Source organism: Pseudoneobacillus rhizolycopersici (genome assembly GCF_054786815.1).
The window spans coordinates 101,989-128,400 of sequence record NZ_JBTOOE010000005.1; the positions used below are offsets into that span (position 1 = coordinate 101,989).

General features: G+C 38.5%; 28 protein-coding genes. 8 read left to right on the forward strand and 20 right to left on the reverse strand.

Annotation, left to right across the window (positions count from 1 at the left end):
* Nucleotides 1–22: 22 nt before the first annotated feature.
* From ACX9YW_RS07545 to ACX9YW_RS07570, 6 genes are all read right to left on the reverse strand, one after another.
* Complete coding sequence (locus ACX9YW_RS07545) at nt 23–1,297, reverse strand: M48 family metallopeptidase (RefSeq protein WP_460344649.1); 1,275 nt, start codon at nt 1,295–1,297, stop codon at nt 23–25.
* 169 nt (nt 1,298–1,466) lie between these two features.
* A complete protein-coding gene (locus ACX9YW_RS07550; RefSeq protein ID WP_460344231.1) occupies nt 1,467–1,772 on the reverse strand; it encodes an AzlD domain-containing protein in 306 nt (101 codons plus the stop codon).
* A complete protein-coding gene (locus tag ACX9YW_RS07555) occupies nt 1,769–2,494 on the reverse strand; it encodes an AzlC family ABC transporter permease (RefSeq protein ID WP_460344234.1) in 726 nt (241 codons plus the stop codon). The genes ACX9YW_RS07550 and ACX9YW_RS07555 overlap by 4 nt, the downstream gene beginning before the upstream one ends.
* A gap of 140 nt (nt 2,495–2,634) precedes the next feature.
* The gene (locus ACX9YW_RS07560; RefSeq protein ID WP_460344237.1) at nt 2,635–3,426 is read right to left on the reverse strand and encodes an ABC transporter ATP-binding protein; all 792 of its coding nucleotides are present in this window, start codon (nt 3,424–3,426) and stop codon (nt 2,635–2,637) included.
* Nucleotides 3,401–4,432, reverse strand: coding sequence for an ABC transporter permease (locus tag ACX9YW_RS07565; protein ID WP_460344240.1), 1,032 nt, complete (start codon nt 4,430–4,432; stop codon nt 3,401–3,403). Before ACX9YW_RS07565 ends, ACX9YW_RS07560 begins: the two co-directional genes overlap by 26 nt.
* 186 nt (nt 4,433–4,618) lie before the next feature.
* Nucleotides 4,619–5,605: an ABC transporter substrate-binding protein gene (locus tag ACX9YW_RS07570; RefSeq protein WP_460344243.1), complete on the reverse strand. Its 987-nt coding sequence runs from the start codon at nt 5,603–5,605 to the stop codon at nt 4,619–4,621.
* Nucleotides 5,606–5,884: 279 nt separating this feature from the next.
* Here ACX9YW_RS07570 and ACX9YW_RS07575 point away from each other — a divergent pair, with 279 nt between their 5' ends.
* On the forward strand, nt 5,885–6,733 hold the full coding sequence (locus ACX9YW_RS07575; protein ID WP_460344246.1) for a M55 family metallopeptidase: 849 nt from the start codon (nt 5,885–5,887) through the stop codon (nt 6,731–6,733).
* Between the two features lie 88 nt (nt 6,734–6,821).
* Nucleotides 6,822–7,016: an alpha/beta-type small acid-soluble spore protein gene (locus tag ACX9YW_RS07580; RefSeq protein WP_460344249.1), complete on the forward strand. Its 195-nt coding sequence runs from the start codon at nt 6,822–6,824 to the stop codon at nt 7,014–7,016.
* An 80-nt stretch (nt 7,017–7,096) separates the two neighbouring features.
* On the opposite strand, the gene ACX9YW_RS07585 is transcribed toward ACX9YW_RS07580, so the two are convergent.
* From ACX9YW_RS07585 to ACX9YW_RS07595, 3 genes are all read right to left on the reverse strand, one after another.
* Entirely contained in the window at nt 7,097–7,873 is a 777-nt protein-coding gene (locus ACX9YW_RS07585; RefSeq protein ID WP_460344252.1) for an enoyl-CoA hydratase-related protein, read from the reverse strand.
* A 163-nt stretch (nt 7,874–8,036) separates the two neighbouring features.
* A complete protein-coding gene (gene lplA, locus ACX9YW_RS07590; RefSeq protein ID WP_460344255.1) occupies nt 8,037–9,026 on the reverse strand; it encodes a lipoate--protein ligase in 990 nt (329 codons plus the stop codon).
* A gap of 16 nt (nt 9,027–9,042) precedes the next feature.
* The gene (locus ACX9YW_RS07595) at nt 9,043–9,777 is read right to left on the reverse strand and encodes an MBL fold metallo-hydrolase (protein WP_460344258.1); all 735 of its coding nucleotides are present in this window, start codon (nt 9,775–9,777) and stop codon (nt 9,043–9,045) included.
* Between the two features lie 170 nt (nt 9,778–9,947).
* On the opposite strand from ACX9YW_RS07595, the gene yhfH reads away from it, so the two are divergent.
* Complete coding sequence (yhfH, locus tag ACX9YW_RS07600) at nt 9,948–10,088, forward strand: protein YhfH (protein ID WP_460344261.1); 141 nt, start codon at nt 9,948–9,950, stop codon at nt 10,086–10,088.
* 46 nt (nt 10,089–10,134) lie between these two features.
* Here the strand turns inward: yhfH and ACX9YW_RS07605 are convergent, their stop codons facing one another.
* The 4 genes from ACX9YW_RS07605 to hemE form a co-directional block, all read right to left on the reverse strand.
* On the reverse strand, nt 10,135–12,345 hold the full coding sequence (locus ACX9YW_RS07605) for a YhgE/Pip family protein (protein WP_460344264.1): 2,211 nt from the start codon (nt 12,343–12,345) through the stop codon (nt 10,135–10,137).
* A 66-nt stretch (nt 12,346–12,411) separates the two neighbouring features.
* Nucleotides 12,412–12,984 carry a TetR/AcrR family transcriptional regulator gene (locus tag ACX9YW_RS07610; RefSeq protein WP_460344267.1) on the reverse strand — a complete coding sequence of 191 codons (573 nt, stop codon included), beginning with the start codon at nt 12,982–12,984 and terminating at the stop codon, nt 12,412–12,414.
* Nucleotides 12,985–13,118: 134 nt separating this feature from the next.
* Entirely contained in the window at nt 13,119–14,048 is a 930-nt protein-coding gene (hemH, locus tag ACX9YW_RS07615; RefSeq protein WP_460344270.1) for a ferrochelatase, read from the reverse strand.
* 14 nt (nt 14,049–14,062) lie between these two features.
* A complete protein-coding gene (gene hemE / locus ACX9YW_RS07620) occupies nt 14,063–15,109 on the reverse strand; it encodes a uroporphyrinogen decarboxylase (protein WP_460344273.1) in 1,047 nt (348 codons plus the stop codon).
* A gap of 200 nt (nt 15,110–15,309) precedes the next feature.
* On the opposite strand from hemE, the gene ACX9YW_RS07625 reads away from it, so the two are divergent.
* Nucleotides 15,310–15,810 (forward strand): antibiotic biosynthesis monooxygenase family protein, encoded by a 501-nt coding sequence (locus ACX9YW_RS07625; protein WP_460344276.1) that lies wholly within the window; start codon nt 15,310–15,312, stop codon nt 15,808–15,810.
* 18 nt (nt 15,811–15,828) lie between these two features.
* On the opposite strand, the gene ACX9YW_RS07630 is transcribed toward ACX9YW_RS07625, so the two are convergent.
* Genes ACX9YW_RS07630 through liaF form a run of 3 tightly spaced genes read right to left on the reverse strand, consistent with a single transcriptional unit; the run spans nt 15,829 to nt 18,367 of the window.
* Complete coding sequence (locus ACX9YW_RS07630) at nt 15,829–16,473, reverse strand: response regulator (protein WP_460344279.1); 645 nt, start codon at nt 16,471–16,473, stop codon at nt 15,829–15,831.
* A 39-nt stretch (nt 16,474–16,512) separates the two neighbouring features.
* Nucleotides 16,513–17,547, reverse strand: coding sequence for a sensor histidine kinase (locus tag ACX9YW_RS07635; protein WP_460344282.1), 1,035 nt, complete (start codon nt 17,545–17,547; stop codon nt 16,513–16,515).
* Nucleotides 17,548–17,557: 10 nt separating this feature from the next.
* On the reverse strand, nt 17,558–18,367 hold the full coding sequence (gene liaF / locus ACX9YW_RS07640) for a cell wall-active antibiotics response protein LiaF (protein WP_460344285.1): 810 nt from the start codon (nt 18,365–18,367) through the stop codon (nt 17,558–17,560).
* 250 nt (nt 18,368–18,617) lie between these two features.
* Here liaF and ACX9YW_RS07645 point away from each other — a divergent pair, with 250 nt between their 5' ends.
* The gene (locus ACX9YW_RS07645; RefSeq protein ID WP_460344288.1) at nt 18,618–20,012 is read left to right on the forward strand and encodes a hypothetical protein; all 1,395 of its coding nucleotides are present in this window, start codon (nt 18,618–18,620) and stop codon (nt 20,010–20,012) included.
* Between the two features lie 34 nt (nt 20,013–20,046).
* On the opposite strand, the gene ACX9YW_RS07650 is transcribed toward ACX9YW_RS07645, so the two are convergent.
* Nucleotides 20,047–20,691 carry a phosphatase PAP2 family protein gene (locus tag ACX9YW_RS07650; protein ID WP_460344291.1) on the reverse strand — a complete coding sequence of 215 codons (645 nt, stop codon included), beginning with the start codon at nt 20,689–20,691 and terminating at the stop codon, nt 20,047–20,049.
* A 99-nt stretch (nt 20,692–20,790) separates the two neighbouring features.
* On the opposite strand from ACX9YW_RS07650, the gene ACX9YW_RS07655 reads away from it, so the two are divergent.
* Complete coding sequence (locus tag ACX9YW_RS07655) at nt 20,791–21,993, forward strand: M20 family metallopeptidase (RefSeq protein WP_460344294.1); 1,203 nt, start codon at nt 20,791–20,793, stop codon at nt 21,991–21,993.
* A gap of 48 nt (nt 21,994–22,041) precedes the next feature.
* On the opposite strand, the gene ACX9YW_RS07660 is transcribed toward ACX9YW_RS07655, so the two are convergent.
* The 3 genes from ACX9YW_RS07660 to ACX9YW_RS07670 are packed head-to-tail and all read right to left on the reverse strand — an operon-like array spanning nt 22,042 to nt 24,711.
* A complete protein-coding gene (locus ACX9YW_RS07660) occupies nt 22,042–22,764 on the reverse strand; it encodes an EcsC family protein (protein ID WP_460344297.1) in 723 nt (240 codons plus the stop codon).
* Nucleotides 22,765–22,772: 8 nt separating this feature from the next.
* The gene (locus ACX9YW_RS07665) at nt 22,773–23,978 is read right to left on the reverse strand and encodes an ABC transporter permease (protein WP_460344300.1); all 1,206 of its coding nucleotides are present in this window, start codon (nt 23,976–23,978) and stop codon (nt 22,773–22,775) included.
* The gene (locus ACX9YW_RS07670) at nt 23,971–24,711 is read right to left on the reverse strand and encodes an ABC transporter ATP-binding protein (RefSeq protein ID WP_460344303.1); all 741 of its coding nucleotides are present in this window, start codon (nt 24,709–24,711) and stop codon (nt 23,971–23,973) included. Before ACX9YW_RS07670 ends, ACX9YW_RS07665 begins: the two co-directional genes overlap by 8 nt.
* Nucleotides 24,712–25,307: 596 nt before the next feature.
* Here ACX9YW_RS07670 and ACX9YW_RS07675 point away from each other — a divergent pair.
* Together ACX9YW_RS07675 and ACX9YW_RS07680 are read left to right on the forward strand one after the other, a co-directional pair.
* Entirely contained in the window at nt 25,308–25,727 is a 420-nt protein-coding gene (locus ACX9YW_RS07675; RefSeq protein ID WP_460344306.1) for an HIT family protein, read from the forward strand.
* A 145-nt stretch (nt 25,728–25,872) separates the two neighbouring features.
* Nucleotides 25,873–26,394: a tryptophan transporter gene (locus ACX9YW_RS07680; RefSeq protein ID WP_460344309.1), complete on the forward strand. Its 522-nt coding sequence runs from the start codon at nt 25,873–25,875 to the stop codon at nt 26,392–26,394.
* Nucleotides 26,395–26,412: the final 18 nt, after the last annotated feature.

The following is a 26,412-nucleotide window of genomic DNA, read 5'->3' on the forward strand; positions in this document are numbered from 1 at the left end:
CTTTTTTATTTATACGATCATATTAATCGTTTGAACGATGTTCGATTTGATATTGTTCAATTCTTGATATTCTTTCAAGCATGGTCGGATGACCATAGCGGAACACTTTTACCAAAGATGGCGGATTTACTTGACTTAGCCCAGAGCGAGTCAGCTCTTGAAAAGAGGTAATGGCTGCCTCAGGATTGTCCATCATTTCAATTGCATAGCGATCTGCACGCGATTCTTGGTAGCGCGAAACCAAATTGGATAAGGGGCTTGCCGCGAACATGAACATCGATAAAATCATTAAAAATAACGGCAACGAGCGAATGTCTGTAACCCCTTGAATGTTAAATTCTCTACCCCATTTCGAAATAGTCCATTCCATAAGGCGATAGGTTAAATAGAGGCCCAGTAAGGAAAGTAATAAGTACCCTCCGATTCCAAAATATAAATGTTTCTCAACGTAATGCGCCATTTCATGCGCCATTATAAACAAAATCTGATCATTATTAAGGCGGTTTAATGTCGTATCCCATAGAACGATTCGTGAGTTGGAGCCAATTCCGGTTACATAGGCGTTTAAAGCATTCGTTTTTTCAGCCATATTTACTTCATATACATGATCAGCAGGAATATTGGCTTTACTAGCTAAGCTTAGAATTTCCGCCTCCAACTGCTTATTTTTTAATGGATAAAAATCATTATACAGTGGATCGATAATAACCGGCTGAACAAACATCATAAACAAAGTAAGCGGAACCGTCAAAAGCCAAGCATAGAACCACCAGCGTTTACGACTCTTTTTTATAAGCCAATATAGCACCGCCACGATAACTAGCATCATGCCATAGTTAAGCCAAAAATCAATTAATTCATCCTTCATCCAAGATGAGAAGCTTTGGGTAGAAATATTGTACGTTTTTGACAAAGAATAGCTAATATAGCTTAATGGAAAGGTCGCTAAAAAGGCAAAAACAGATAGCCAAATCAAATATATTGCTTTTTGCAGAAAGGAATACTTTGTTGTCTGTTCCCCCCACTTTTGCATTGCCTTTGAAAGACCAGTGATCAGGATTAGAAAATAAAATAGCCATTCAAGAGGAGTCGATAAAAAGAACAATAGGTTTCTTGTCTTTGAATATTCCTCGCTTAACATAAGCTCCCGCCCATTTAAAAATGTTGTCGGGTCGGCCTGTGAACCTTGGTATTCAAACGGAAGGCTCGTATTGACAAAATAGAAAAGATACCAATAAAAAAACAAACCATATAAGGTGTAGGCCAAAACGGCATAAACACCCATTTTTCTTACCATCATTAATCCCCCTTTCATAAAAAGCAGTAGCGGTTTGTCCGATGAAAAATGGCACATTTATTCATCCGCTATAAATAGGATTGTCCACCTTCTATTTTAAGTTTAGTTAAAAAGATAAATTTTAGAACCTAAGCTAAAAAAAAGTCGGTCTTTAGATGACCGACACAAGCTAAAAAAAATAGGAATAAACCGTTAAAACAGCGATTGAACTTAACACGACAACAATGACGTTTGCCCCAAGAAATGCAGCTAAAAAAGCAACACCTGCACCTAATATTCCATACCAGATGTCCTCTTGAATCAACAAAATTCCGGGAAAAATGAGCGCACCTAAAGTGGCAAATGGGACGTTTTTTAACACGCCTTGAATAAAGGGAGGAAGTTCCTTGCCTTTAAAAAGCACAAAGGGCAGCATTCGTGGAATATAGGTGACAATTCCCATGCCGATGATCATCCATAGAATTTCAGTGTTCAAGTAGCTTGCCCCCCTCGCTTATTTTTTATTGTTTCAATTCCTTCAATCAAAAAAGCTGATAATAATGTAGCTAGCACGATAGACCAACCTGTTGATAGAATCTCTGTAAATGTAAAAATGGAATTAAAAACGGCTGCTAGAACGGCTAGATAGACGGCTTTGAGCCCCTTTTTCATAGATGGCACTAAAAGCCCAATAAACATCGCATAAAGCGCTACTGTCATACTTTCTTGAAGCGTTTCAGGCAAACTTGCACCAACCAGAAATCCGATAGCCGAATTCACCACCCAGCTAGCGTAAGATATTGAATTAACACCAAATATGTAGCCAGTCTTAACCGATCCTTCTTTTGTAGCCACAACGGAAAATGTTTCATCAGTAATGCTAAAGGCATAAAGTGCCTTTGTAATGGTCCGGTCATCCTCCACTTTTTCATTTAAAGAAGCCGACATTAACAAATGGCGAATATTGACAATGAAGGTAGTAAGGATAATTTCAAAAATCCCTGTGCCAAGTGTTAATAAGGACAAGGAAATATACTGGGATGCCCCAGCAAATACAATCATACTCATTATGATGGTTTCAAAAATCGTTAGACCAGTTGTTTTAGCTAACAAACCAAAGGTCAATGCAATCGGAAAATATCCAATCGCAATGCTAACACCAGCCTGCAGACCTCTCTTAAAATGGGAATCCTGCCCCTCCATCACCATCTCAGCCATTCTTCCACCTCATTTATTTGTTTTTGGTATTTTAATAATTTATTATACTAATCGTCATTTGGCTTCACAACAAATTTGACCAGTTAGGAAATAAAAAAGAGAGTGGTCAGTTAATAGAAAATGACCACTCCTCAGTTATTTTAAGCTAATACAGCCCTGTCAGACATCGTTCCACCACGGATTTTTTGAAACTCACTTAGTAATTGCTCAACGGTAAGCTCCTGTTTATTCGTTTGGTTGGCTTCGAAAATAATCTCGCCTTGGTCCATCATAATTAAACGATTGCCAAGATCGATTGCTTGTTGCATGTTATGAGTAACCATAAGGGCGGTAAGTTGGTTCTCATCAATTATTTTTTTTGTTAGTGTTGTAATTAATTCAGCTCTAGAAGGATCTAAGGCCGCAGTGTGTTCGTCTAATAACAGGATTTTAGGTTCGGTAAACGTGGCCATCAATAATGATAAAGCCTGTCGTTCACCACCAGACAATAGCCCTACCTTAGCATTAAGGCGATTTTCTAAATTAAGCTGTAGGGTTGCTAGCTTTTCCTTAAAAAACGCTCGGCGTTTTTGAGTTACCCCTAAAGCGAACCCACGTTGTTTAGTTCGAGCATAAGCAATTGCTAGATTTTCTTCAATGGTCAGTGTTGGAGCTGTCCCAGCCATCGGGTCTTGGAACACCCTTCCGATTAACTTCGAGCGTTTGTGCTCCTTTACTTGAGTGACATTCTTAGTGTCAATAATCACCTCACCAAGGTCGGGGCTCAGTTTACCGGCAATTAAATTTAAAAGCGTGGATTTACCGGCACCATTGCTTCCAATAATGGTGACAAAATCACCTTGTTTCAAGGAGAGACTTAAGTGATTTAGGGCAATTTTTTCATCCAATGATCCCTCATTGAAGACTTTAAAGATCTGATTTAACTGCAGCAAGAGAGTCACCTCGTTTCTGATTAGCAGAAGATACCTGTTGTTGTTTCGCTAGTAATCTCTTTTTCTTACTACGTTGTTCCTTCCATCCGCCAATCAGTTTTGGAACGACTAACGCACAAATAACGATAAAGGCCGTAATCATTTTCATATCGCCTGTTTCCAAGAAATCGACCCGAAGAGCAAGGGCGACAATGATACGATATAAAATCGCCCCGCCAATGACAGCAAAGGTAACTCGAACAATCGATTTTGTTCCAAATACCGCTTCACCTATAATAACAGAAGCAAGACCGATTACGATCATTCCAATCCCCATGCCAATATCACTAAATCCGTTGTATTGAGCAACTAACGCACCGGAAAAGGCCACTAGAGCATTGGAAAGACCAAGACCTACAATTTTTAATGTGTCTGTATTGGCTGCAAAACTTTTAATCATGGTTTCATTATCGCCTGTGGCACGAATGCTTAGACCGATTTCAGTCTTTAAGAACCAATCTAGAAGAAGTTTTAGTATTAACACTAAAACACTCATCATGATAACAATCGCCCAGGTTTTAGGGACAAAACTTGAAAGCCCAATAGCCGATAGAGCGGATTGAATGATTTGATCAAAACCGAGGTTTTTCCAACCATTTGTTGCTGAGGTTATCACCGTTTCTTCACGTAATAGCGGGACATTGGATTTACCCATAATTCGCAAATTAATAGAATATAAGGCGATCATCATAAGAATCCCCGATAACAACGGATTAATTTTACCTTTTGTATGGAGAATCCCAGTCATACAACCGGCAAGAAAACCGGCTACAAGTGCCGCTAACGTCGCCAATATAGGATTGGTTCCACCTACTATCAAAATCGCTGCAACCGAAGCCCCCGTCACAAAACTACCATCTACCGTCAAATCTGGAAAATCCAAAATACGAAATGACAAATAAACCCCCAAAGCCATAATCGCATAAAGAATCCCAGCCTCAAATGCCCCAAAAAGTGCTAAACTCATCTGCCAAACCTCCCTAATGCCCCTCACCGCTTTAACACTTTAAAGCAAGTATATTTTTAAAATCATTAAAGCACGATAGTGCTTTAATGATTTTAAAAACTCGGGGACAGTCCCTACATCATTTAAAGGACGAAGAGCCTTTAAATGTATGCCCCTTTCTTTAACGCGGTGAAGTGTTGTTGTGTGTTATTCGATTGTTTCTGCTAAATCATTCCAGAAGTCTTGCCATTCAATGTTCATTTCTTGTGCTGCTTTTTTGTTGATTAGTAGTTTTAGGTTTTGTGGATATTGCACAGGTAAATCAGCTGGCTTTACGTTATTTAACAGAATTTGCGCAGCCATTTCACCTGCTTCATACCCGATGTCAAAGTAATCAAAACCGTAAGCCGCGAATCCACCTTTTTTAACGGAATCGAGTTCGCCAACAAATAAGGGAATATCATTGTCATTACTAACTTGGACAACGGATTCTAATGCGGATACTACCGTATTATCCGTGATGATATAAATGACATCTGCTTTGCCAATTAAAGATTCTGCCGCTTGTTTTACTTCTGCAGAAGTTGAAACAGTCGCCTCTTTTAACTTAAGGCTAGTACCTTCCATCGCTTGTTTGACCATGTCTATTTGGGCAACAGAGTTTTGTTCGCCTGAGTTATAAACCATCCCAATTGTGCTATCTGGATAGTTTTCGTTGATAAATTGGATTGTACTTGGAATCGCCTCTGGGTGGGTATCGATTGTTCCAGTTACGTTTCCGCTACCATTATCCATTGATTCCACAAGCCCCGCGCCAACAGCATCGGTCACTGATGTAAACACGATTGGAATATCCTTTGTGGCATTTAAAGCCGCTAAAGCACTTGGTGTCGAATTTGCAAAGATTAGATCAACTCCGTCCCCCACAAAGTTATTAGCAATCGTTTGGTTATTATTTTGATCTCCTTGAGCGATTTGAACGTCGAAATCAGCTACAACTCCTTTTTCCGCTAACCCCGCTTTAAAGCCCTCAAAGGCAGCGTCTAAAGAAGGATGCTCAACAATTTGGGTCACCCCTATTTTAAAATGATTTTCATTTTGCAACTTACTTGCTGTTGACCCATCCTTACAACCGCTTAATACTAACGAACTCAATAAACCTACCATTACCAAAGTTTTTACCTTTTTCTTCACTTGCTATTCCCCTTTTCTCTGTAAAATATTTATTATTTTACTTTAGCGCTTTTACGCTTTTATGCTTTTATGCTTTTATGCTTTTATGCTTTTATGCTTTTATGCTTTTATGCGCTAAAGTATATCAAATAATGAATCTATTAATCAATGTATTTTTACAAAAATATATTATTCTAATATTTTCCAAATTACATTTCTGTTATAGTATATATTACTTGAAATTTTGGAATAATCAATCTATTATTAAAATAAATTTATTATCATTTTAGGAGAATGAAGATGAAAATATTTATTTCAGCAGACATTGAAGGTATTTCAGGAGTAGCGACAAATCAACAATTAAAGACACCTAGCGAATATCAGCGCTTTCGGAAATTAATGACACAGGATGTCAATGCCGCTATTGAAGGTGCTTTTAATGGTGGGGCAACAGAAGTGATTGTTGCAGATGGACATGGCAATATGTCCAATATTTTTATCGAGGATCTTGACCCGCGAGCTCGCCTTGTCCAAGGTAGCAACCGAGTCATGTGTCAACTTGAAGGCCTAGATGAAAGCTTTGATGCAATAATGTTTGTCGGTCATCATGGTCGTGAAAACGGCTCAGAAAGAACAGTCATTAGCCACACTCTAGCCGGCATTTGTGTAAACGAAATGCAAATTAATGGAAAGGTTGTCGGCGAAACGGAAATGAATGCAATGGTGGCCGGTGAATTTAATGTTCCAGCCATCTTTATTTCAGGTGATGATGCCTATGTAAGGGAAGTGCAGGAAACCTTGCCGGAGGTTGAGGCAGCAATTGTAAAACGAGGAATTGATCGTTTTGCTGCCGAATTAATACACCCTGAAAAGGCACAGCAACTAATTCGCGAAAAATCAGAAATGGCCGTCAAACGAATTCAGGAAATTTCTCCATTAAAAGTAAATGGCCCTATTGTTTTTGAGCTTGAATTTAAAGCAACGAATCAAGCACTGATGACGACAACCATCCCATCTGTCACCCTAATAGCGCCGAAACGAATCCGTTTTACCTGCGATGATATGGTCACTGCTTATAAACATATGTGGGGCTGTGTCATTATTGGAATGACTGCAACGAATGGGGTACTTGGGAACGTCAATGCCTAAACGGTTCTAGAATCTTTAAGAGCAAAATGGGTACGTTATAAACGAGCAAGAGATTGCTTGCTCAAAACTTTCGTCGGGAGTGATGTACATGAGCAGAAACAAACTTTTGGTACCTGGGGCGGAAAATGTTCTGAATCAGATGAAAGAGGAAATCGCCAATGAGTTTGGAGTTCAACTTGGTGCAGATACGACCGCACGAGCAAACGGTTCTGTTGGGGGCGAAATGACCAAACGTCTTGTTGCCTTGGCAGAACAGCACCTAAGGAATCAACAAAATCTGTAACGTTTAATTCCTAGTGTGAGGGCCACCTATCAGGGGGCCCTTGTTTGTTTTACTATAAAGACAGAGGAGCTTTTTGTTGATTAGCGCCCTTTAAATGCAGGCTTTCTTTTTTCACTAAAAGCTTGAAGTGCCTCTAAGCGGTCCTCAGTCGGAATGGTTACTTCGTAAGCTTTTCGCTCTATTTGTAACCCTGTCGCTAAATCGACGTTCATACCTTGTTTAATGGCAAATTTCGCCTGCTGAACACCAACTGGTCCATTTTGTAAGATCATCCCCGCCCATTCTTGTGCAGTTTCCAATAGCTTTTCACGTTCTACTACTTGAGTGACGAGACCAATTTTATAAGCGTCTTCTGAAGAAATTCGTTTTGCTGTTAAAATTAATTCCAATGCTTTTGCTTGACCGATTAGCCGTGGTAGCCTTTGTGTACCACCTGCACCTGGAATAATTGCCAAGCTTGTTTCAGTCAGGCCCATCAGCGTATTCTCCGTAACAATACGGAAATCACAGGCTAAAGCAAGCTCCATACCGCCGCCAAAAGCATAGCCGTTCATCAAGGCGATCGTCGGCTGCGGCAGCTGGTCAACTGCATTAAATACCTCATTAATTTTAAAAATATTTCTTTTCACTTCTTCAGTAGTTAGCGTTTTTCTCTCCTTTAGGTCAGCACCAACACTGAATGCCTTTTCGCCGGCGCCTGTAAAAATGACGAATCTGACTTCGGAATTTACTCTAATTGCCTCAACCGTTTCCTGAAGTTCCTTTAAGGTTTCAAAATTAAATGCATTCAACGCTTCTTCGCGGTTAATAGTTACCACGGCAATATGGTCCTTTATTTCTAATAGGATATTTTCCACCAAACGATTCCCCTTTTTCAACAATATGAACAATATCTAATTCGATATATCATTGAAAAATCCTTTCTTAACCTAAACCCCACATAAAATAAAAACGCTTTAACGCTTTAAAGCACTTGGGGACTGTCCCCACATGCTTTAAAGCGCTAAAGCGTTTATTTTTTTAGTAGATTAGGTTGATGAAGTCTTCTTTGGTGATGTTGCCAAAGTAGTGCTGGATGTTGATGTTTGCTAGGGTATTTTCGAGTGATGTTTTTTCGTATTTTTGCCCTACTAACAATTCTTCAATTTCGCTGACATCGCCGACCCCAAAGAAATCTCCAAATATTTTACAATTTTCGATTATCCCCTTTTCAACTTCCAAGCGAACGTCGATTTGACCTACAGGAAAACGATGAGTATGCTGGGAATTAAACTTAGGTGATTTTCCATAGTTCCAATCCCAATTTTGATAACGTTCTTTGGAAATCTCATGAATCTTAGCCCAATCTTCATCCGTTAACACATACTCAGGGATCTCAGTCGCACCAGCGAAGATACTCTCAAGTAATTGACAACGGAACTCTTCAATGGTGATTTTTTCGTTTAAGAACTCAGAGATATTCGCAACACGACTTCTAATTGATTTTATACCCTTTGACTCTATCTTATCTTGCTTTACTCTTAATGCAGAAACAACATGGTCAATTTCCGAATCAAACAATAAGGTTCCATGGCTAAACATTCTTCCTTTAGTCGAAAACTGGGCGTTTCCAGAGATTTTCCGTCCTTCTGCAACTAAATCATTTCGTCCACTTAGTTCAGCATTTACACCTAGTTTCTTTAAAGCATCCACAACCGGTTCTGTGAATTTCCGGAAATTATGAAAGCTTTCCCCGTCATCCTTTGTAATAAAGCTAAAGTTTAAGTTCCCTAAATCATGATACACCGCCCCACCACCGGACAAACGACGCACCACATGGATTCCATTACTTTCAACGTAATCAGTATTGATTTCCTCAATTGTGTTTTGATTTTTCCCAATGATAATTGACGGTTCATTTATGTAGAATAATAAATACGTTTCATTAATATCAAGATTTTTTAACGCATATTCTTCAATCGCTAAATTAATTCTTGGATCATGTATTCCTTTATTATCAATAAATAGCATCTCTTACTTCTCTCCCTTATATCTCAATGTTTAAACCTTGACTTGCCAATAACATTTCACCTGAGAATTTCTTACTAGCCTGCTCAATCAATAAAGGCAGCTCTCCATAATGGGGCAAATGTGTAAGAATCAACTTCTTAACTCCTGATTCCTCCGCCAAATTCCCGGCATCCATACTGTTCATATGCCCGGCATTCCGGCCATCCTGCCCTTCATAAAAGTTGCATTCACAAAGCAATACATCGGCTTTTCGGCAAAACGGAATCAACTCCTCCTTAAAGGAAGTATCCGCCGTATAAACTAACACCTTCCCATCTGCTTCAATCCGCATCGCATAGCAATCAACCGGATGGTTCGTTTTTAAAAACGAAATCGAAAAGGGGCCAATGTTCAAAGCATGCTCGGGGTCGTAACCGATTCCCTCCGTAATATTTTTATAAGAAAGTTTGGCGAATTCCTGCTCATCAAAAGGATGGCCATATATTGGCAGCGTTCCAAAGCTTTTTCCTAAAAAGCCTTGAATGAGTCTAGCATGTTGAAGTACGCCAATGTCAGCGATATGATCTGGATGATAATGCGAAATCACCACGGCATCCAACTGTTCAGGCTCTATGTAATTTTGTAATAAAGATAAAACACCACTACCACAATCAATTAATAAATGAAAACCATCATGCTCCAATAAATAACCTGAGCTAGCTTCATTTTTCTTTGGATAACCACCCCAAAAACCAACAACCGTAAGCTTCATAGAATACCTCCATGATGAAAAATTGTCCCATCTATACTATAGCCGATTTGCTGACTTTTTTCACATCCCAACAATTCACAAAATGTTCTTAACCTTGCTGTGCTATTAGGTGATTTTCGTAATAAACTAGTAATACGAAGTTACCAACCTATTAACTGGAGGTCATCCGAATGCTAGAAAACGTACTAGAATTTTTCAAAAATCTTCCTCCTAAAGTTTGCAGTTCATGTGGCGAAATGATTGAAGAACAGCACGAATGCTACGGTGACAAATGTGACAAGTGCCTTGAGGTAACAGAAATAAAAAATTAATGACTAATAAGTGAAACCAGTCGCCCGATACGGACGACTGGTTCTTTTATTTCGCTGAAGCGAATACCTCAAATTGGCGTTTATGCTTAAATTGAAGAAATGTCAAAGTTAAAATCATGAATACCGCAAGATACCCTATCAATATCAGAGCATTATGCCACATAAAGCTGAAATCCCCACTTGAAATGACCGCTTTAAATCCCATTACCGAATAGGTCATTGGAAGCAATGCATTAATCGGCTGTAATGCATTTGGAATTAACTCTAGTGGGAATGTTCCGGCACTGGTCGTTAATTGTAATATCAAGATCACAATCGCTAGGAATCGTCCAGGGTCACCCATTGTAGTGACAAGCAACTGAATTAACGCCAAGAAGGTTAAGCTTGTAACCACCGCAAATAGAATGAAGAATGGAACACTCTCGACCTGTAAACCAAGCCCAACAAGGAGAAGTCCTGAAGCTACAAGTGCTTGAACCACACCTACTAAAACTAGCACACCGAATTTTCCAATAAACCAACTAAATCCGTTTTTTGGTACATCAACAGGTTCTTTTAGAGGAAACACGATGGAGATTAGCAGTGCTCCAACAAATAAGCCCAGCGATAGAAAATATGGTGTAAACCCAGTTCCATAATTCGGTACTTCGTTTATTTTATCATTTTTTATCACAACCGGATCACCAATCATATTGCTTGTTTTTTTGGTTGGATGAAATTGTGATAACTTTTCCTTACCATCTGAAAGTCCAGTCGCTAGTTCATTTGCTCCATGAGAAAGTTGTGTTTGACCGACACTTAATTGGTCGGAACCGTCTTTTACTATTGCTACACCCTCAGTTAAAGCATTTGAGCCGCTCGACAGTTTATCTAACCCTGACGCTAATTCGGTTGAACCGCTTGCTAAAGCTAATGATGCGTTTTTTGCCTCTGTCATCTTCGTACCAAAAAGGTGCATCCCATCTTGAAATTGTTGTTGACCAGACACAAAATTCATTAACCCTTGGTCTAGCTCAGTTGCCCCTGTAGCAAGTTGGTTAATACCACCTAATAATCGATTTTCGCCATCTTTTATTGCGGACAGATTGGATGCTAGAGCATTTGAACCAGATTCAATTATTTTGGCCCCTTCAGACAATTCTGAAGTACCTAAAGCAACCTGCTGACTTCCGGCAACTAGCTGCTGTAACGTTTTTTGTAAAACCGCTTTTTGTTCAGCAGGTAGATCAGGGTTGTTCGACAGAACCAACTCGATTTGCGGAGATAAGGCTATTAAACCGGCTTTGACTTTAGCTGCACCGTCAGCCGTAGCCTCCGCTCCTTTTTGCCATTCTTTTACCGATGAATTCAATTGTTTTGCCCCTGATTCAAGCTTTTCTGTTCCAGAGACAAGTTCCGGTGCCTTGCTTTGTAATTGATGGATTCCCGCCACAGCAGTTGAGAATCCTTCCTGAAGCACTGTACTGCCGGCAACAAGTTGGCCACTTGCAGCCTCAAGCTTTTGATAATTTTCATCTAAAAGCCCTAGGCCATTTGCAAGTTTTCCAGCGCCAGTTTTTAATTGACTAGTACCAATATCAATTTGACTTACCCCTTCGTTAAATTCAATTGACTTTTCTGCTAATGTCGCAAGCCCTTTCTGAAGGTCAGTTGCCCCTGTTTCAAGCTTATTCGCACCATCTGATAGTTCTAGAGCACCATCACTTGCATCCACTAGCCCATTTGATAAATCATCCATTTTAGAAAAAATAGTCTCCGCATAGGTTTCCGAAATTTTTGCCGACAAGGATGCTTTTATCTTTTCTATAGCCGTTGAGCCGATTTGCGATGATAGGAAATTATAGCTCTCGTTTGGTTTATAGATTAATTCAAGCTTTTTTGGCTGGTCATCGATTAAAGTCGTTGCATTTTCCGAGAAATTCTCAGGAATTTCAATCATCATATAATATTTTTGATTTTGTAATCCCTTTAAGCCTTCCTCCTGGTCTACGAAAATAAAGTTAAAGTCATGACTTTCTTTTAATTTATCAACTAAGTCTCTTCCTAAGGTCAAGCTTTTGTCTTCAAACTTTGCCCCCATATCATTGTCAACAACAGCTACCGGCAGATCACTTAATTGATCATACGGATCCCAAAATGCCCATAAAAACATTCCACTATATAATACAGGAATGAATAACACGGCAATGATTGGAATCAATAGCTTTTTACTTTTTAAAATAGCCATTAACTCCTTTTTAAATAAACTGTTCTTCATTACCCATTCCTCCATATTGACCATTTTGTTCATCTGGTCATTTTAATGTAAAAAATAACGGATATCCTATTTGGATAATCCATCAAAAATATATTGCTGAAATAAGTTTAAAATTTGTTCCTTTTCTAATGGTGAATGTGTTTTTTCCCAGTCAAAGATTAACGCCACATATAATTTCAACATTATGAAGGCGGTAATATCAGGGTCACATTCCTTAATATCGCCGTGGTTAATTGCATGGATCACTTTTTCCTTGATAAAGTTTAAGATCACCTTTTCAAGATTGTGAATCACCTCGGTAACCGCCGGAGTTCCGATTTCCTTTTCTTCCTGGAAAAGTTTAATAGTTAAATGATGTTCTTTTCGGAATTCCAAAATACTCATTAATGATGTATGAACGTTCTCATGAAATGTTTTTGTCTCGTCATACGCTTCTTCTGCTGCAACTTTCATTTCTCTTATTAAGGCTTTAATAATTTCTTCAAAAAGCTCTTCTTTATTTTTAAAAAAAGTATAAATAGTCCCCTTTCCGACATTTGCTAACTTGGCCACTTGGTCCATTGTGGTCGCTTTATAACCAAACATCGTAAACGATTTAGAAGCAGCCTCCAAAATTAATTGCCTTCTGTCAATTGACATAATTCACCTCACAGTTAAAATGACCAAATGAATAATTCGGTCATAACGTTTACTTTAGGAATATATCACGATATATAAATTATTTCAAGCTAAAAAACAATCAGTGGGAAGTACTCCCACTGATTAATATGGAATTATTGAATTAGTTTAAAAATAGCGTCTGTCATTGCTTCAATAAATTTCGGTTGTGAGTTTGGCATTTCCGGACGATAGTAACTAGCCCCAACTTCATCAGTTACAACTTTACATTCGATATCATTATCATATAAAACTTCTAGATGATCGGAAACGAAACCTACAGGAGTATAGACAAAAGACTTGAACTGATGTTGGTTATGAAGATCCCTTGTTAGATCTTGAACATCTGGACCTAACCAAGGTTCAGGTGTATTTCCAGCACTTTGCCAGCCTACGTAATAATGCTTAACTCCCGCTCCTTTAGCAATTAAATCAGCTGTTTCCTGAAGTTGTTGCGGATAAGGATCCCCTGATAAAAGGATTTTCTCAGGAAGGCTGTGTGCCGAAACGATTAGAGCAGCAGTCTCCCTTTCTTCCGTTGACATGGAGGAGAATGTTTCTTTTACTTTTTCGACCCAATACTCTATAAATTTCGGCTCTAAATACCAGCTTTCCACCGAATGAATGCTGAGCCCACCTAATTTTTCGGCTTCTTCCTTCGCTCTTCCATTATAGGACTTCACGCTAAAAGTTGAGAAATGGGGAGCCAATACGATACTAACAGCCTCTTTAATCCCATCCGTGTGCATTTGTTTTACGGCATCTTCAATAAAAGGTTCAATATGCTTTAAACCTAGATACATTTTAAATTCAATTTCATCTTGAACTCGGTTTAAATGTGCCTCAAGGCTTTTGGCTTGCTCTAAGGTAATTTTTGCTAGCGGAGAAATCCCGCCAATTGCTAGATATCTGCCTCTTAAATCTTGAATCATTTCCTCTGAAGGTTTTCGCCCATGTCTAATATGGGTATAATAACGTTCTATATCTTCTTCCTGATACGGTGTTCCGTATGCCATTACTAGTAAACCCATTTGTTTTTTTGCCATTGTTACACCTCATTCTATTTGCTAAGCTTCGTTGCGGAATATTCATGAATAAAGCTTGTCAGTCTTTTTAACGTTTCAGGGTTAACAGATGGGAATACACCATGACCTAGGTTAAAAATATAGCCAGGTGTTGCCATCCCTTGGTCAAGAATCGCTTTCGCTCTTTCCTCAATGACTTCCCATGGAGCTAATAAAATTGCAGGATCTAAGTTTCCTTGAACGGTTTTCTTAATGCCCATTTCTCTTGCTTGTTTAATTGGTAAGCGCCAATCAAGACCTACAACATCAATTGGGAGATCGTTCCACTCAAGGGCTAAATGGCTAGCTCCCACTCCAAACATAATTAATGGAACATTTTCTTCGCGTAATGCGGTAAAAATTTGTTCCATAGTCGGCTTAATAAAATATCGATAATCCTCGACATTTAAGGCACCAACCCAAGAGTCGAAAATTTGCACGGCACGTGCTCCTGCTCCAACCTGAGCTTTTACATAAGTAATCGTCGTTTCAGCTAATTTATCCATTAAGGCAAACCATGCTTTTGGTTCCGCATACATAAATGCTTTTGTTTTGTTATAATTTTTAGAAGGGCCACCTTCAATCATATAGCTCGCAAGCGTAAAAGGTGCGCCGGCAAATCCGATTAACGGTACAGATAATTGTTCTTGAGTTAATAATTTTATTGTATCCAATACATAAGGGACATCCTGTTCAGGATTGATTTCACCGAGCTTTTCTACATCAGTAAGGGAACGAATTGGATTAGAAATTACCGGACCAATCCCCGCCTTAATTTCTACATCTACACCTAAAGCAGGAAGTGGAGTCATAATATCCTTATAAAGGATCGCTGCATCGACGTTATATTGTTCAACAGGAAGTCTTGTTACATAAGCACAAAGCTCAGGCTGATGCGTGATTTCAAACAATGAGTACTTTTCCTTAATCGCACGGTATTCCGGTTGAGAACGCCCAGCTTGACGCATATACCAAACAGGAACATAATCCGTTTTCTCTCCTCTTGCTGCTTTCAAAAATGTTTCATTGATTGGTCTAGTCATTAAATCTTTTCCACCTTTCAAACATATGTCTGTTTTTCATTGTAATATATATCTTTATAAATTAGAAACTAAACGTATGGTCTCTATCCACTATAGCCGTTTTTCACTAGGAATGTATAGATAACACTATCAAATGTCAAAAAAATGTCGGATTTACGTTTTAATGCTCATTAAATTTCATGATACTTCAAGGAGGAATAATGATGAAAGTGTATATTACAACGGGCACAATTGAATTTTTAATGGGGATGAAGGAAAAAAAAGCGACTGAATCGATGGTGCTAATGCAAAACCAAGAACAGGCTTTACTCTATCACGAAACCAATGGTAAAACCATTTTTCAGGCTCCGAGGAGATATGAGTTGATAGACTCTAACGGGGAACTTAATCAAATAGGTTTTGTTGCCATGAATCATGAATCCATAAAGGATGAGGAACAACCGATATTTGTAGAAAGGACGAAAAAGATTCTTGCACCTATTGAATCCTACAAAGGCTTCAAAGCCTATCGCTTTTTAAAGCCCGAAAAAATACTCACCTATTTGTTGATAACCTTATGGGAGAACGAGATATCTTACCGAAATTGGCAAAAAACAGCGTCCTATCAGGATGTGTTTCAACAAAAATCAGTCGACTTAAATACAAAACTCTTTTCTCCACAATCGTATGTAAGCACTTATTTCCTAATTAAAGAAGGATGAGGGGGAAATGTACACCTCTCATCCTTTTGATTTTATTATGCCATTTCTGTTTGCATAAACGGCAGCTTGCGTACGATCCGTTACATTCAGTTTACTTAAAATATTGCTGACATGGGTTTTAACCGTTTTAATACCAATAAATAAATCTTCACTAATTTCTTGGTTAGTCATCCCCTCCCCCAGACATCTCAGAACGTCTAATTCCCTTTCTGTTAAATCATCATGGGGTTTACGTTCCGTTCCACGGAATCGATTTAACATTTTATTCGCAACCTTTGGTTCAATAATGGTTTCGCCCTTTACCGCTTTAAAAATGGCCTGAACAATCTCATTTGCAGAAGCTGTTTTTAACAAATAACTAAACGCACCAGCCTCTAACGCGGGAAATACCTGTTGATCATCATAATAGCTTGTAATAATAATAATCTTACAGTTTGGATGAAAGCTTAAGATTTCTTTTGTTGCCATGATTCCATTACCGTTTTCCATTAATAGATCCATTAAAATGATATCAGGCATGATTTTTTTAGCGAGCTTAATTCCTTCCGTTCCACTATTCGCTTCCCCGACAACCTCTATCGAAGATTCTGTTAATAAATAAGAGATAATCCCTTTACGCACCATATCGTGATCATCCACTACCATGACTCTAATATTGCTCATTACCGCTTCCCTCCTTTAAAAATCATCAAGTTCACCAAATTACGCCGTTTTTTTCGGTAATCTAATATCAATATAGGTGCCTTCCTTTTCTTTAGAGCGAATCGTAAAAATCCCACCAATTTCCTCACAGCGTTCACGCATGGTTTTTAAACCATATGATGCAATTTTCTCCTTTGAGGGGTCAAAGCCTGTACCATTATCAGCAATATATAAATGGATATCGTGATCCCTTTCCGTTAAGGTAATCTTCACCTTAGTTGCCTCGGCATGACGGAGGATATTGGACAGCGCCTCCTGTACAATCCGGAAAAGGTGCTCCTCGGCTCCTTTGGAAAGATTGTCAATTTCATCGATACTTGCTTGAAACTCTAAACTAGTCTTTTCCTTTAACTCAACGATTAATTTAATGATTCCTTCACATAACGAATCATCGGAAAGCTCAATTGGTCTTAAATGGAGCAGCAAAGCGCGCATTTCCCCTTGTGCCTTAATGGCAATATCAGATATTTGTTCCACTTGCTCCTTCACTCGTTCAGGTTGTTTTTCAATCATTCTAAGTGTCGCAGATGTTAGCATGCTTAGGGCAAATAATTGCTGACTAACAACATCATGTAAATCCCGGGCTAAACGCTGGCGCTCTTCCATGACAGCTGCTGTATGGGCCGTTTGTGCTAACGTTACCTTTTCATCAGCTAATCGCTGAAACGACTGGGCCTGTTCTTCCAAAAAGTGAGCAAGCTGATTGATTTCCTCAAAGATAGGCGACAATTCCTCCATCTCAGCTCGTTTGATTCGCTCGGTTACTTTTCCGCCTCTAAGCCCAGAAATAAATAAATGGAGATCGCTAAATTGCCCATTTAAATACGTGCTATTTCTGACCCCAAAATAGCCGGCAACTAAAAGTTGAATGATTAATATCAAACCAAAAAGCCAAAAAGTTATTTCAGCCGAAATAACCGGTTTTTTTGCCAAAAACAGATAAATCTGTAACCCAACAAAGAAAAGCAATGAACTAATTAATCCGGACATGAGATAGCTGCGAAAAATCCAAAATCGATTTAATAACTGTTTCATATCACTACCCCTATACTTTATCAATTCGAACTGAACCGACTTTTAGTGCAATCGTAATCGTTAATTTCTTCACCGCTTCGTCATATCCAGGGGTTGTATAGGTTAAATGGCGATTCATTTCATTTGAACGCAATTCAAACACACGAATATCGCCCACCTTAACCTTTGCTTCGACCTTGACTGGGATACCTTCCGGAACAATCATTTTCACATCGCCAATCCAACCAGAAACGATAATTGGTGTTTCTTTCTCAGGAATGTAGGCCTTACTAAAATCAATAAAGTAATCTCCAATTGAATTATATAGATTCATTGGCTCTAAGGCCCAATTTGCTTTTTTATATTCGACATCTCCAATTGAGAAGCTTTTTTTTATTTTTTTCGGACGATAAATTAGGAGGCTGTGCTCGTCTAGATTCTCTTCATTCTCATTTTTATAGGCTTCTGGTGGTATTTCCGGATGAAAATAAATTTTTACCTTGGACTTACCAAATAACATGTTTAAACCAAAGTAAATAAATAAAACCGGCCACAATTTCCAAAAGTCACTTATGTGAAATGATATCAAACGTAAGCGGTCCAAACTGAGCATGAGGAACAAAGCTGTTAGGAAAAACCACCAAAACAAACTGCCTTTTTTATGACGTTTAATAGCCCTAATTACAAATAAACTACTTATAAAAAGGAATAAAAAAGGATAGGATTCTACAATAACCTCCTTTATTTCCAAGGAAATGACCCCAATATTCAACAATAATAGGAAAATACCGACAAATAATAATCCTCCGGCAAAAATAATTTGATTAAGCGATTGACGCAAAGTTTATCCCCTCTTTTCTACCGTACTGTCAACAATTCTATATCGCAAACTGAAAATCCTTTATAACTTGATTACTTTATTTTATCTTTTTTCTAAGAAAAGAGGACATTCCCGGGAACGCTTTTACATCCGTCTATAGACGGATATTTTTCTATTTATATCTCTCACCAAACCTTTTAACCTTCATATTCTGTAATACATCGAAAGGGCAATTGCCCAAAATGAATTCGGTTACCAAGGAGGGCTTAATATGGGGGTTGAATTAGTCGCTCTACACTGGATTTATGTTGTTTTCATTGCGTTAATCATTGGATTTATGGTCATCAGGAGAGATACTTCCCTTATTTGTATTATTGGAATCTTTATACTGGCAATCACGGCGACAGGATCACTTAGCCAGTCGGTCAGCAGCATTTTTAATAGTTTTATCTTTGCCATTACGGAACTATTATCAACGATATTAGTAATCTCTATCATTGTTGCGATGAGCAGAACGCTTACGACAACTGGTATCAATGATGTGATGATTTCGCCTTTTTCAAAATTAATTCGCAATCCAACAATGGCATATTGGACAATTGGTATTTTAATGATGGCCATTTCATGGTTCTTCTGGCCATCACCAGCAGTTGCACTTTTAGGGGCTGTTCTATTGCCAGTTGCATTGAGAGTGGGACTTCCAGCTCTTGGAGCAGCCGTGGCCATGAATCTATTTGGGCATGGAATCGCACTGTCGGGAGATTTTGTCATCCAAGCTGCACCTAAGCTGACTGCCGATGCTGCTGGACTGCCGGTTAGCGATGTCTTTCAAGCTAGTATTCCATTAGTATTTACGATGGGGATTGTGACTACAATAGTAGCATTTTACTTTTTGAAGAGAGATATGAAAAAAGGAACATTAAAGGTGGAAAGCTTAGATCATTTACAGCAAACAACAACTGGTGAGGATTCCACCCTTCTAACCATAAACCAGAAACGGATATTTGCTTTATTAATTCCATTATTATTCGCTCTGGATGTTGCAGCCATGTCAATCCTTAATCTGACAGGTGGCGATGCCACAGCTCTCATCGGGGGTACCTCGATATTTATTCTTATCCTTATTACCCTTGTTACACACAAAAATAAAGGACTTGAAAAAACTACTGCTTACCTAATTGATGGGTTTACTTTTGGTTTTAAAGTCTTTGGTCCAGTGATTCCAATTGCGGCTTTCTTTTATTTAGGTGACTCAGGGTTTGCGAAAATCATTGGCGAATACCTCCCGGGAAACTCCCACGGTATTGTTAATGACTTAGGGGTGGCATTAGCCCATGTAGTTCCATTAGGAAAAGAAGTCGGAGCCATGACCTTAACAATAGTAGGGGCCATTACAGGTTTAGATGGATCAGGGTTTTCGGGAATTTCATTAGCGGGTTCAGTAGCTAATTTATTTGGTACTGCAATTGGTGCCGGTACAGCAACATTGACAGCTTTAGGGCAAATTGCTGCCATTTGGGTTGGTGGTGGGACCTTAGTTCCTTGGGCAATCATTCCTGTTGCGGCGATTTGTAATGTGGACGTTTTTGAATTGGCACGACGCAACCTCTTGCCTGTAACAATTGGACTCATCGTTACCACGATTGTTGCAATGTTTTTAATATGATAATTAGAAAGGGTGGACAATAGGTCCACCCTTTCTATACTTTCTTCTTTCTAGCCATCCAATTATTTACAATTCCGTAAATTTGTATCCACAAAAAGGCCCAGATAAACCCAAAGGCATAGCCAGCGATGACATCTGACGGATAATGAACGTTTAAAATGAGTCTACTCATCCCCAATATTAGGACAAGGATCAAACAAACAATTACGGAGAGCCATTTCCCTTTTTGAGTTGGAATGTACTTTGCCAGAAAATAAGCGATTAACATATAGAGTATGATTCCAACCATGGCATGCCCACTTGGAAAACTTAAAGAATCATGGTCTAGATGTTCAAGTGACGGCCTCTCTCGTCCAACCAAGTTTTTCAGTAGTTTATTCACCTCATTGCCTAATGCAATCGCTAGAGCAATTATGGCCATCGCGGTATAATCGCGTTTCAATAACCATAATAAAATAACACTAATAAGAGCGACAACGACAATTCCCGGTTTAGAGCCGAGTTCGGTAATATAGTCAGCAAACGTAAGGATGGATTTATTATTCGTTACGAATACTTTCGCTCCCCACCTATCAATCCATAAATCTTGAAATCTTGTCACTAAATACAGAAGAAAAACACCAATAATACCTGCAATCAAACTTGCAATAAAAAAAAGCTTTTCTATACTTTTACTCATTTTCTCCTCCAGCAAAAACAGATTTTAAGACTAGTATAAACAATTCATGATATAATTTTAAGCATATTCAAATAATTCTTTAAGGAGAGTGGCTTTGAAATGTATCAATCCATCTTAGATCGTTTAGAAAACTATTACGATGAAATGGTTGAGATTCGCCGTTATTTACACCAACATCCAGAACTTTCTTTTCAAGAGGTCCAAACCGCTAGTTACATAAAAACCTTTTATGAAAAATTAGGGGTTGAAGTAAAGGGGAATGTCGGTGGTAACGGAGTCGTAGCAAAGATTTATGGTGGCAAGCCCGGAAAAACAGTTGCCTTAAGAGCTGATTTTGATGCCCTACCAATTCAAGATGAAAAGGATGTTCCATATAAATCTCTTGTACCTGGTGTTATGCATGCTTGTGGACATGACGGCCATACAGCTACTCTTTTAGTATTGGCGAAGGTTTTACATGAGAACCGTATGGAGCTTGAAGGTAATTATGTCATGATTCATCAGCACGCCGAGGAGTATGCTCCAGGTGGCGCCGTTTCGATGATTCAAGATGGCTGCTTAGAAGGTGTAGATGTAATTTTTGGTACTCACTTATGGGCGGGCGAACCAACAGGAAAGATTCAATACCGCGTTGGACCAGTCATGGCTGCGGCCGATCGTTTCGAAATTACGATACAAGGAAGAGGTGGTCATGGAGCTGCTCCTCATACAACCAAGGATTCGATTGTAATAGCATCTCAGCTTGTGATGAATTTACAGCAAATCGTAAGTAGAAGAGTCAATCCGATTGACTCAGCAGTTGTCACGGTTGGTTCATTTGTCGCCGAAAATGCTTTCAATGTCATTGCTGACCGCGCTAAATTACTTGGAACAGTTCGGACTTTTAATGAAAAGGTTCGCTCCGATATTGAAGCTGAGATTGAAAAAATCACTAGAGGAACTTGCTATAGCTCTGACAGTTCCTACGAATATACGTTTGAACGCGGATATCCAGCGGTTGTAAACCATAAAAAGGAAACTGAGTTTTTAGTCGAATGTGCTAGCTTTGTTCCTGAGGTAGATTTAGTCGAAGAATGTGAGCCACATATGGGCGGAGAGGATTTCGCTTATTACCTTCAGCATGTGCCAGGTACTTTCTTCTTTACCGGTGCTCAACCGGAAGGTGTAGAAACCAGTTACCCGCACCACCACCCTAAATTTGATATCAACGAAAAAGCAATGCTCATAGCAGCTAAAACATTAGGATTAGTGGCATTAAAATACCAATCTATCAGCGTTGATGGAGATGTATTAGTGAAATAATTTAGTAATGGAAAAATCCCCGATCAAGTGACCGGGGATTTTTATTTGTTACCCCCTCGGCGCTGAGGATAATATTCGCAGTCGGTAAGCATTCATCGCGGTTTCGCCAAGGTGTTCGGTTAGCCTGTAGTTAGCAAAGGCACCAACGATAGCACCAAGACCTGGAACCATTTGTAACAGTTTAACAAGATCAATATAATCTCGGTATTCCTGCTGGAAGGTGCGCCAGTCCAGTTCATTCATTTGATTTCTCTGTTGCTCCCATTGTTCAATGATATCAAAGGTATTTTTTTTAGCTTCATCTTTAGAAAAAGCAAGTTGAAATACATACAAGAGAAAAAGGCGCTCCTGATATTCACGCGTATCAAAACCATAAATTGACGCTACCTCAAAAAGGAATTTCATTTTAATCGTTAAAAATAACGGAAAATCGGCTAAACCAACTAAAAAACCAGCCGCCCCTGTTCCTGCCCCTTCAATCGTAGCGGTACGTCTGTATGTATTTAATTTTTCCCTTAGCCTTTCGTCCTTTTCAAATAATGTTAGACCTACCCCCTGGGTCTTTTTAGTTGTAAAATTAGACCCCGTCAAGGTGGCATGAACCATCCCTTTCATCGCTTCGGTTAGAGCGGTATGAACCTTTTCAGGTATCATTTCATTCACCTTTTTCGAGGCCTGTTTGGAAACGCGGTCTAAAATGCTAGGTTTTTTCATAATCTCATGCTTCCAAACCATTAGTTCATCGAAGACTTTTTGCTCATAATCTTTCACAGCTGTTCTCACACCTTTTTCACGCTATAATAGCGGACAAATAATAACGTAAAGACTAACCCACTTGCTAAACTAATCATTGCTGATAACCAATCTCCCCCAATGGCAAACATGAGCGAGAAAATAAACGATTGTATAGTGAGGACGACCAACATAATCTTTTTAAAGGCTTGTTCATGCTGTTTTTCTGGAACTGGATATAATTCAATCCATAATACGTTTTGATGATGATTTTTTAATGGTAAAAGCTGAAAGCCGGTTAAATATAAAAACAAGATTAGGAATAAAAATTGTCCGTAAACAAAATCCCAAAAATAAATAATTAACCCACCAATGACTGTTAGTCTTAAAACTAAGCCAAAATAGTCCCCTGATCGTAGAAATGTTCTAGTTAACAAATATAAATGTGTATTTTTCTGTTGATAGGGGATATTTGTTGTTAGCCAATCCAACCATTTTCTTCTTTTCACTTCATCCTTTAATTTCGGTACATCTGTAAAAAGATTGGCAATACGATAAAAGCCCATCAAACGATTTTGTTCCGCCAGGATTAACTCTTCCCATTTCAGGCCCTTTTGCTTAGATTTTTGGAAAAAGAATACATACAAACCGAGCATCACGATGCCTAGGGCGAACAAAAACACTTTCATAGCTGAAACAAAAAGCAAGTACAAAAATACTAAATTCAAGCAAAAGCGGACTAGTGTGTCCGTTAACAGAACTGATTTTTCAATGTAATATTGAATCCGCCATCTGAGTGCTAAATTCCAAATTTTTAGTAAGAGCAAATAAATGATAAATGGTAAAAAATCTTTAAAGGAACTCCCGGAAACTTGAACATACAGCGGCATAAAAGCCGCTAGAACGACTACAAGGAGATAAGCTTGTAAGAAAAAGCTTGCCACACCCGAACGTCCAAAATAGCTGGAGAGTTTATTTTCTAAAGGCAACAGAAATACTTTATCAGCATCTCTTAAAAACGTAAACACAGGGCTTATTGTTAATAGAAAAGCCAAAATCACAGCCATGATCACAGCGGCTGGAAAACTTTCAGTTAATGTCTTTATCCATTCTTGATAATAAAAAGCAAGTGAGCCAATAAGAAAAATGACGACAATCATAAGATGCCCATTAAAAATATATTTTAAATAGCGGCCTAATTCCTTACTCATTTTCTTTGAACGTTCAGACCATAATTTTACAACATCAAACATAATCTTCTTCCTTTGTTAGTTGAATATATAAATCATCCAATGTTGCTTCTGGCATATTAAATTGCTCCCTTAGCTCCGATAAGGTTCCTGTAGCACGAATTTTACCTTCGTGTAAAATAACAAAGCGATCACAATATCGTTCTGCAGTTGCCAAAATATGGGTTGACATTAAAATCCCCGCGCCATCATCCTTCATCTTATTCATCAGATCTAATAAGGATTGAATACCTAACGGGTCTAGGCCGACAAATGGTTCGTCAACTATGTACAAAGATGGTTGTACTAAAAAGGCACACATGATCATCACCTTTTGCTTCATTCCTTTTGAGAAATGGGCAGGAAACCATTTTAGCCTTTTAGCCATTCGGAATTCTTTGACAAGCTCCTTCATTCGCTCCTGATAAACCTTTCTATCTAACCCATGGGCCATAGCGGTTAATTCCAAATGTTCTTCTAAGGTTAATTCATCGTAAAGGATCGGTGTTTCCGGGATAAAAGTAAATTCCTTCCGATATGCTTCTTTATCTTGTAAAAATGTTTTTGAATTAATCGTGATTTTGCCCTGATGAGGCTCCATTAACCCGATAATATGCTTGATGGTTGTACTTTTTCCGGCCCCATTTAGACCGATTAAGCCGACTAGCTCATTTCGCTTAACTGAAAATGAAACATTTTGGAGGATTGGTTTTTTCGTGTATCCCCCAATTAAACCCTGTATCTCTAATAAAGACATGAATGGTCGTCCTTTCTTGAAATAATTGTTCATAATTATTTATTTTATCAAATTAGGTTTCATCATAATAGAAATAACCCTTTTAAAGGGTGGCAAATTTATTTTCGTATTAATGAATATAACCCTTTAAAATGGTTATTATAATCTTTGTAGGGGATAACCAATCGATTAATTGAATGAGGTGTTTGTCAAAGACAATATCCGTTTCAATTCATAGCTTCTCTACGTTTTAAAAAATAAGGGGATGGTTACCATGCGCAACGGTGCTAAATAATCCATCAATTTACTTGTCAAAACACTTAATTTAAAAAATGAGGTGTTTGTCGCAGACTATCATACCGCTTTATAAGTTGTGAAACCTATAAAGAAATAGGGGATGGTTAGCTTGAACAATGTAAATAGTTTCTTCCATTGATAAAACAAACTCTAAATGAGGTGTTTATCAAAGAAAACTTCCCGATTTAAACGTCTAAATGAAGCAGTTACACCCCTACAAGAAGGTGGGATTCTACGCGAATCCTGCCTTTCTTTATGTTCCTTGTCAATTTATGATAAAATAAAGAGGACAATTTTGGAAATACGAAAGGATGAATATGATGAGCGATTGTGTTTTTTGTAAAATCGTAAGTGGCGATATCCCCTGTGCAAAAGTATTTGAAAATGACGATGTTCTCGCCTTTCTTGATCTTAGTCAAGTCACAAAAGGGCATACACTAGTGATTCCAAAAGTACATAAAGAAAACCTATATGAGTTAACCCCAGAAATAGCAGCGAAGCTTTATGAGGTTGTCCCTGCGATTGCGCGGGCAATCCGTACTGAATTTGAGCCGATTGGTTTAAATTCGATTAATAACAACGGGGAAAAAGCTGGCCAATCGGTGTTCCACTTCCATTTACATCTGATCCCTCGCTATGGACAAGGCGATGGATTTGGCGCCGTTTGGAAATCGCATCAGGACCAATATTCAAAGGAAGAATTACAGAAAATAGCAGAAAGCATTGGTAAACATTTGTAGGATATTCAATGAAATTTTTCAGAAAATTATCTTTTACAATTTCCATAAGCGTGCTATAATGACAACAAGCTTTTCGCAACAGGCAATAAGTGCACTGTTGGAGGAGTGAAAATTTAGCAGAGAAGAGATAGGAGAGTTGAGAAAAATGAATACGAAAAACCTTGTAGCTCTTGCCCTATTTGTTGGGATTGGAGCGGTGTTGCATGCTGTTGTGCCAGGCATCTTTTTCGGAATGAAACCAGATATGATGCTGGTCATGATGTTTTTAGGGATTTTTTTATTCCCTGATAAAAAAAATGTCCTCCTGTTAGGACTTGTCACCGGAATTATTTCCGGTATGACTACAACCTTCCCAGGCGGATTATTTCCAAACATCATAGATAAATTTGTCACTGGATATGCCATCTTTGGACTTTTCCTTGTGGTGAAAAAATTCAAACAGTCCATCCTATCGATAGGAGCTTTAGCCGCCGTTGGTACTCTTATATCCGGAGTTGTTTTTTTAACATCGGCGCACCTAATCGTCGGATTACCTGGTCCATTCGTTGCGCTTTTTGCTGGAGTAGTTTTACCAACAATAGTTGTCAATACCCTTACAATGGTTGTAATGTATCCAGTTGCCACGACAGTTCTTAAACGGACAAATTTTGTTTCTCAAATAAATTAATCAAGTTAGCCTGACCAT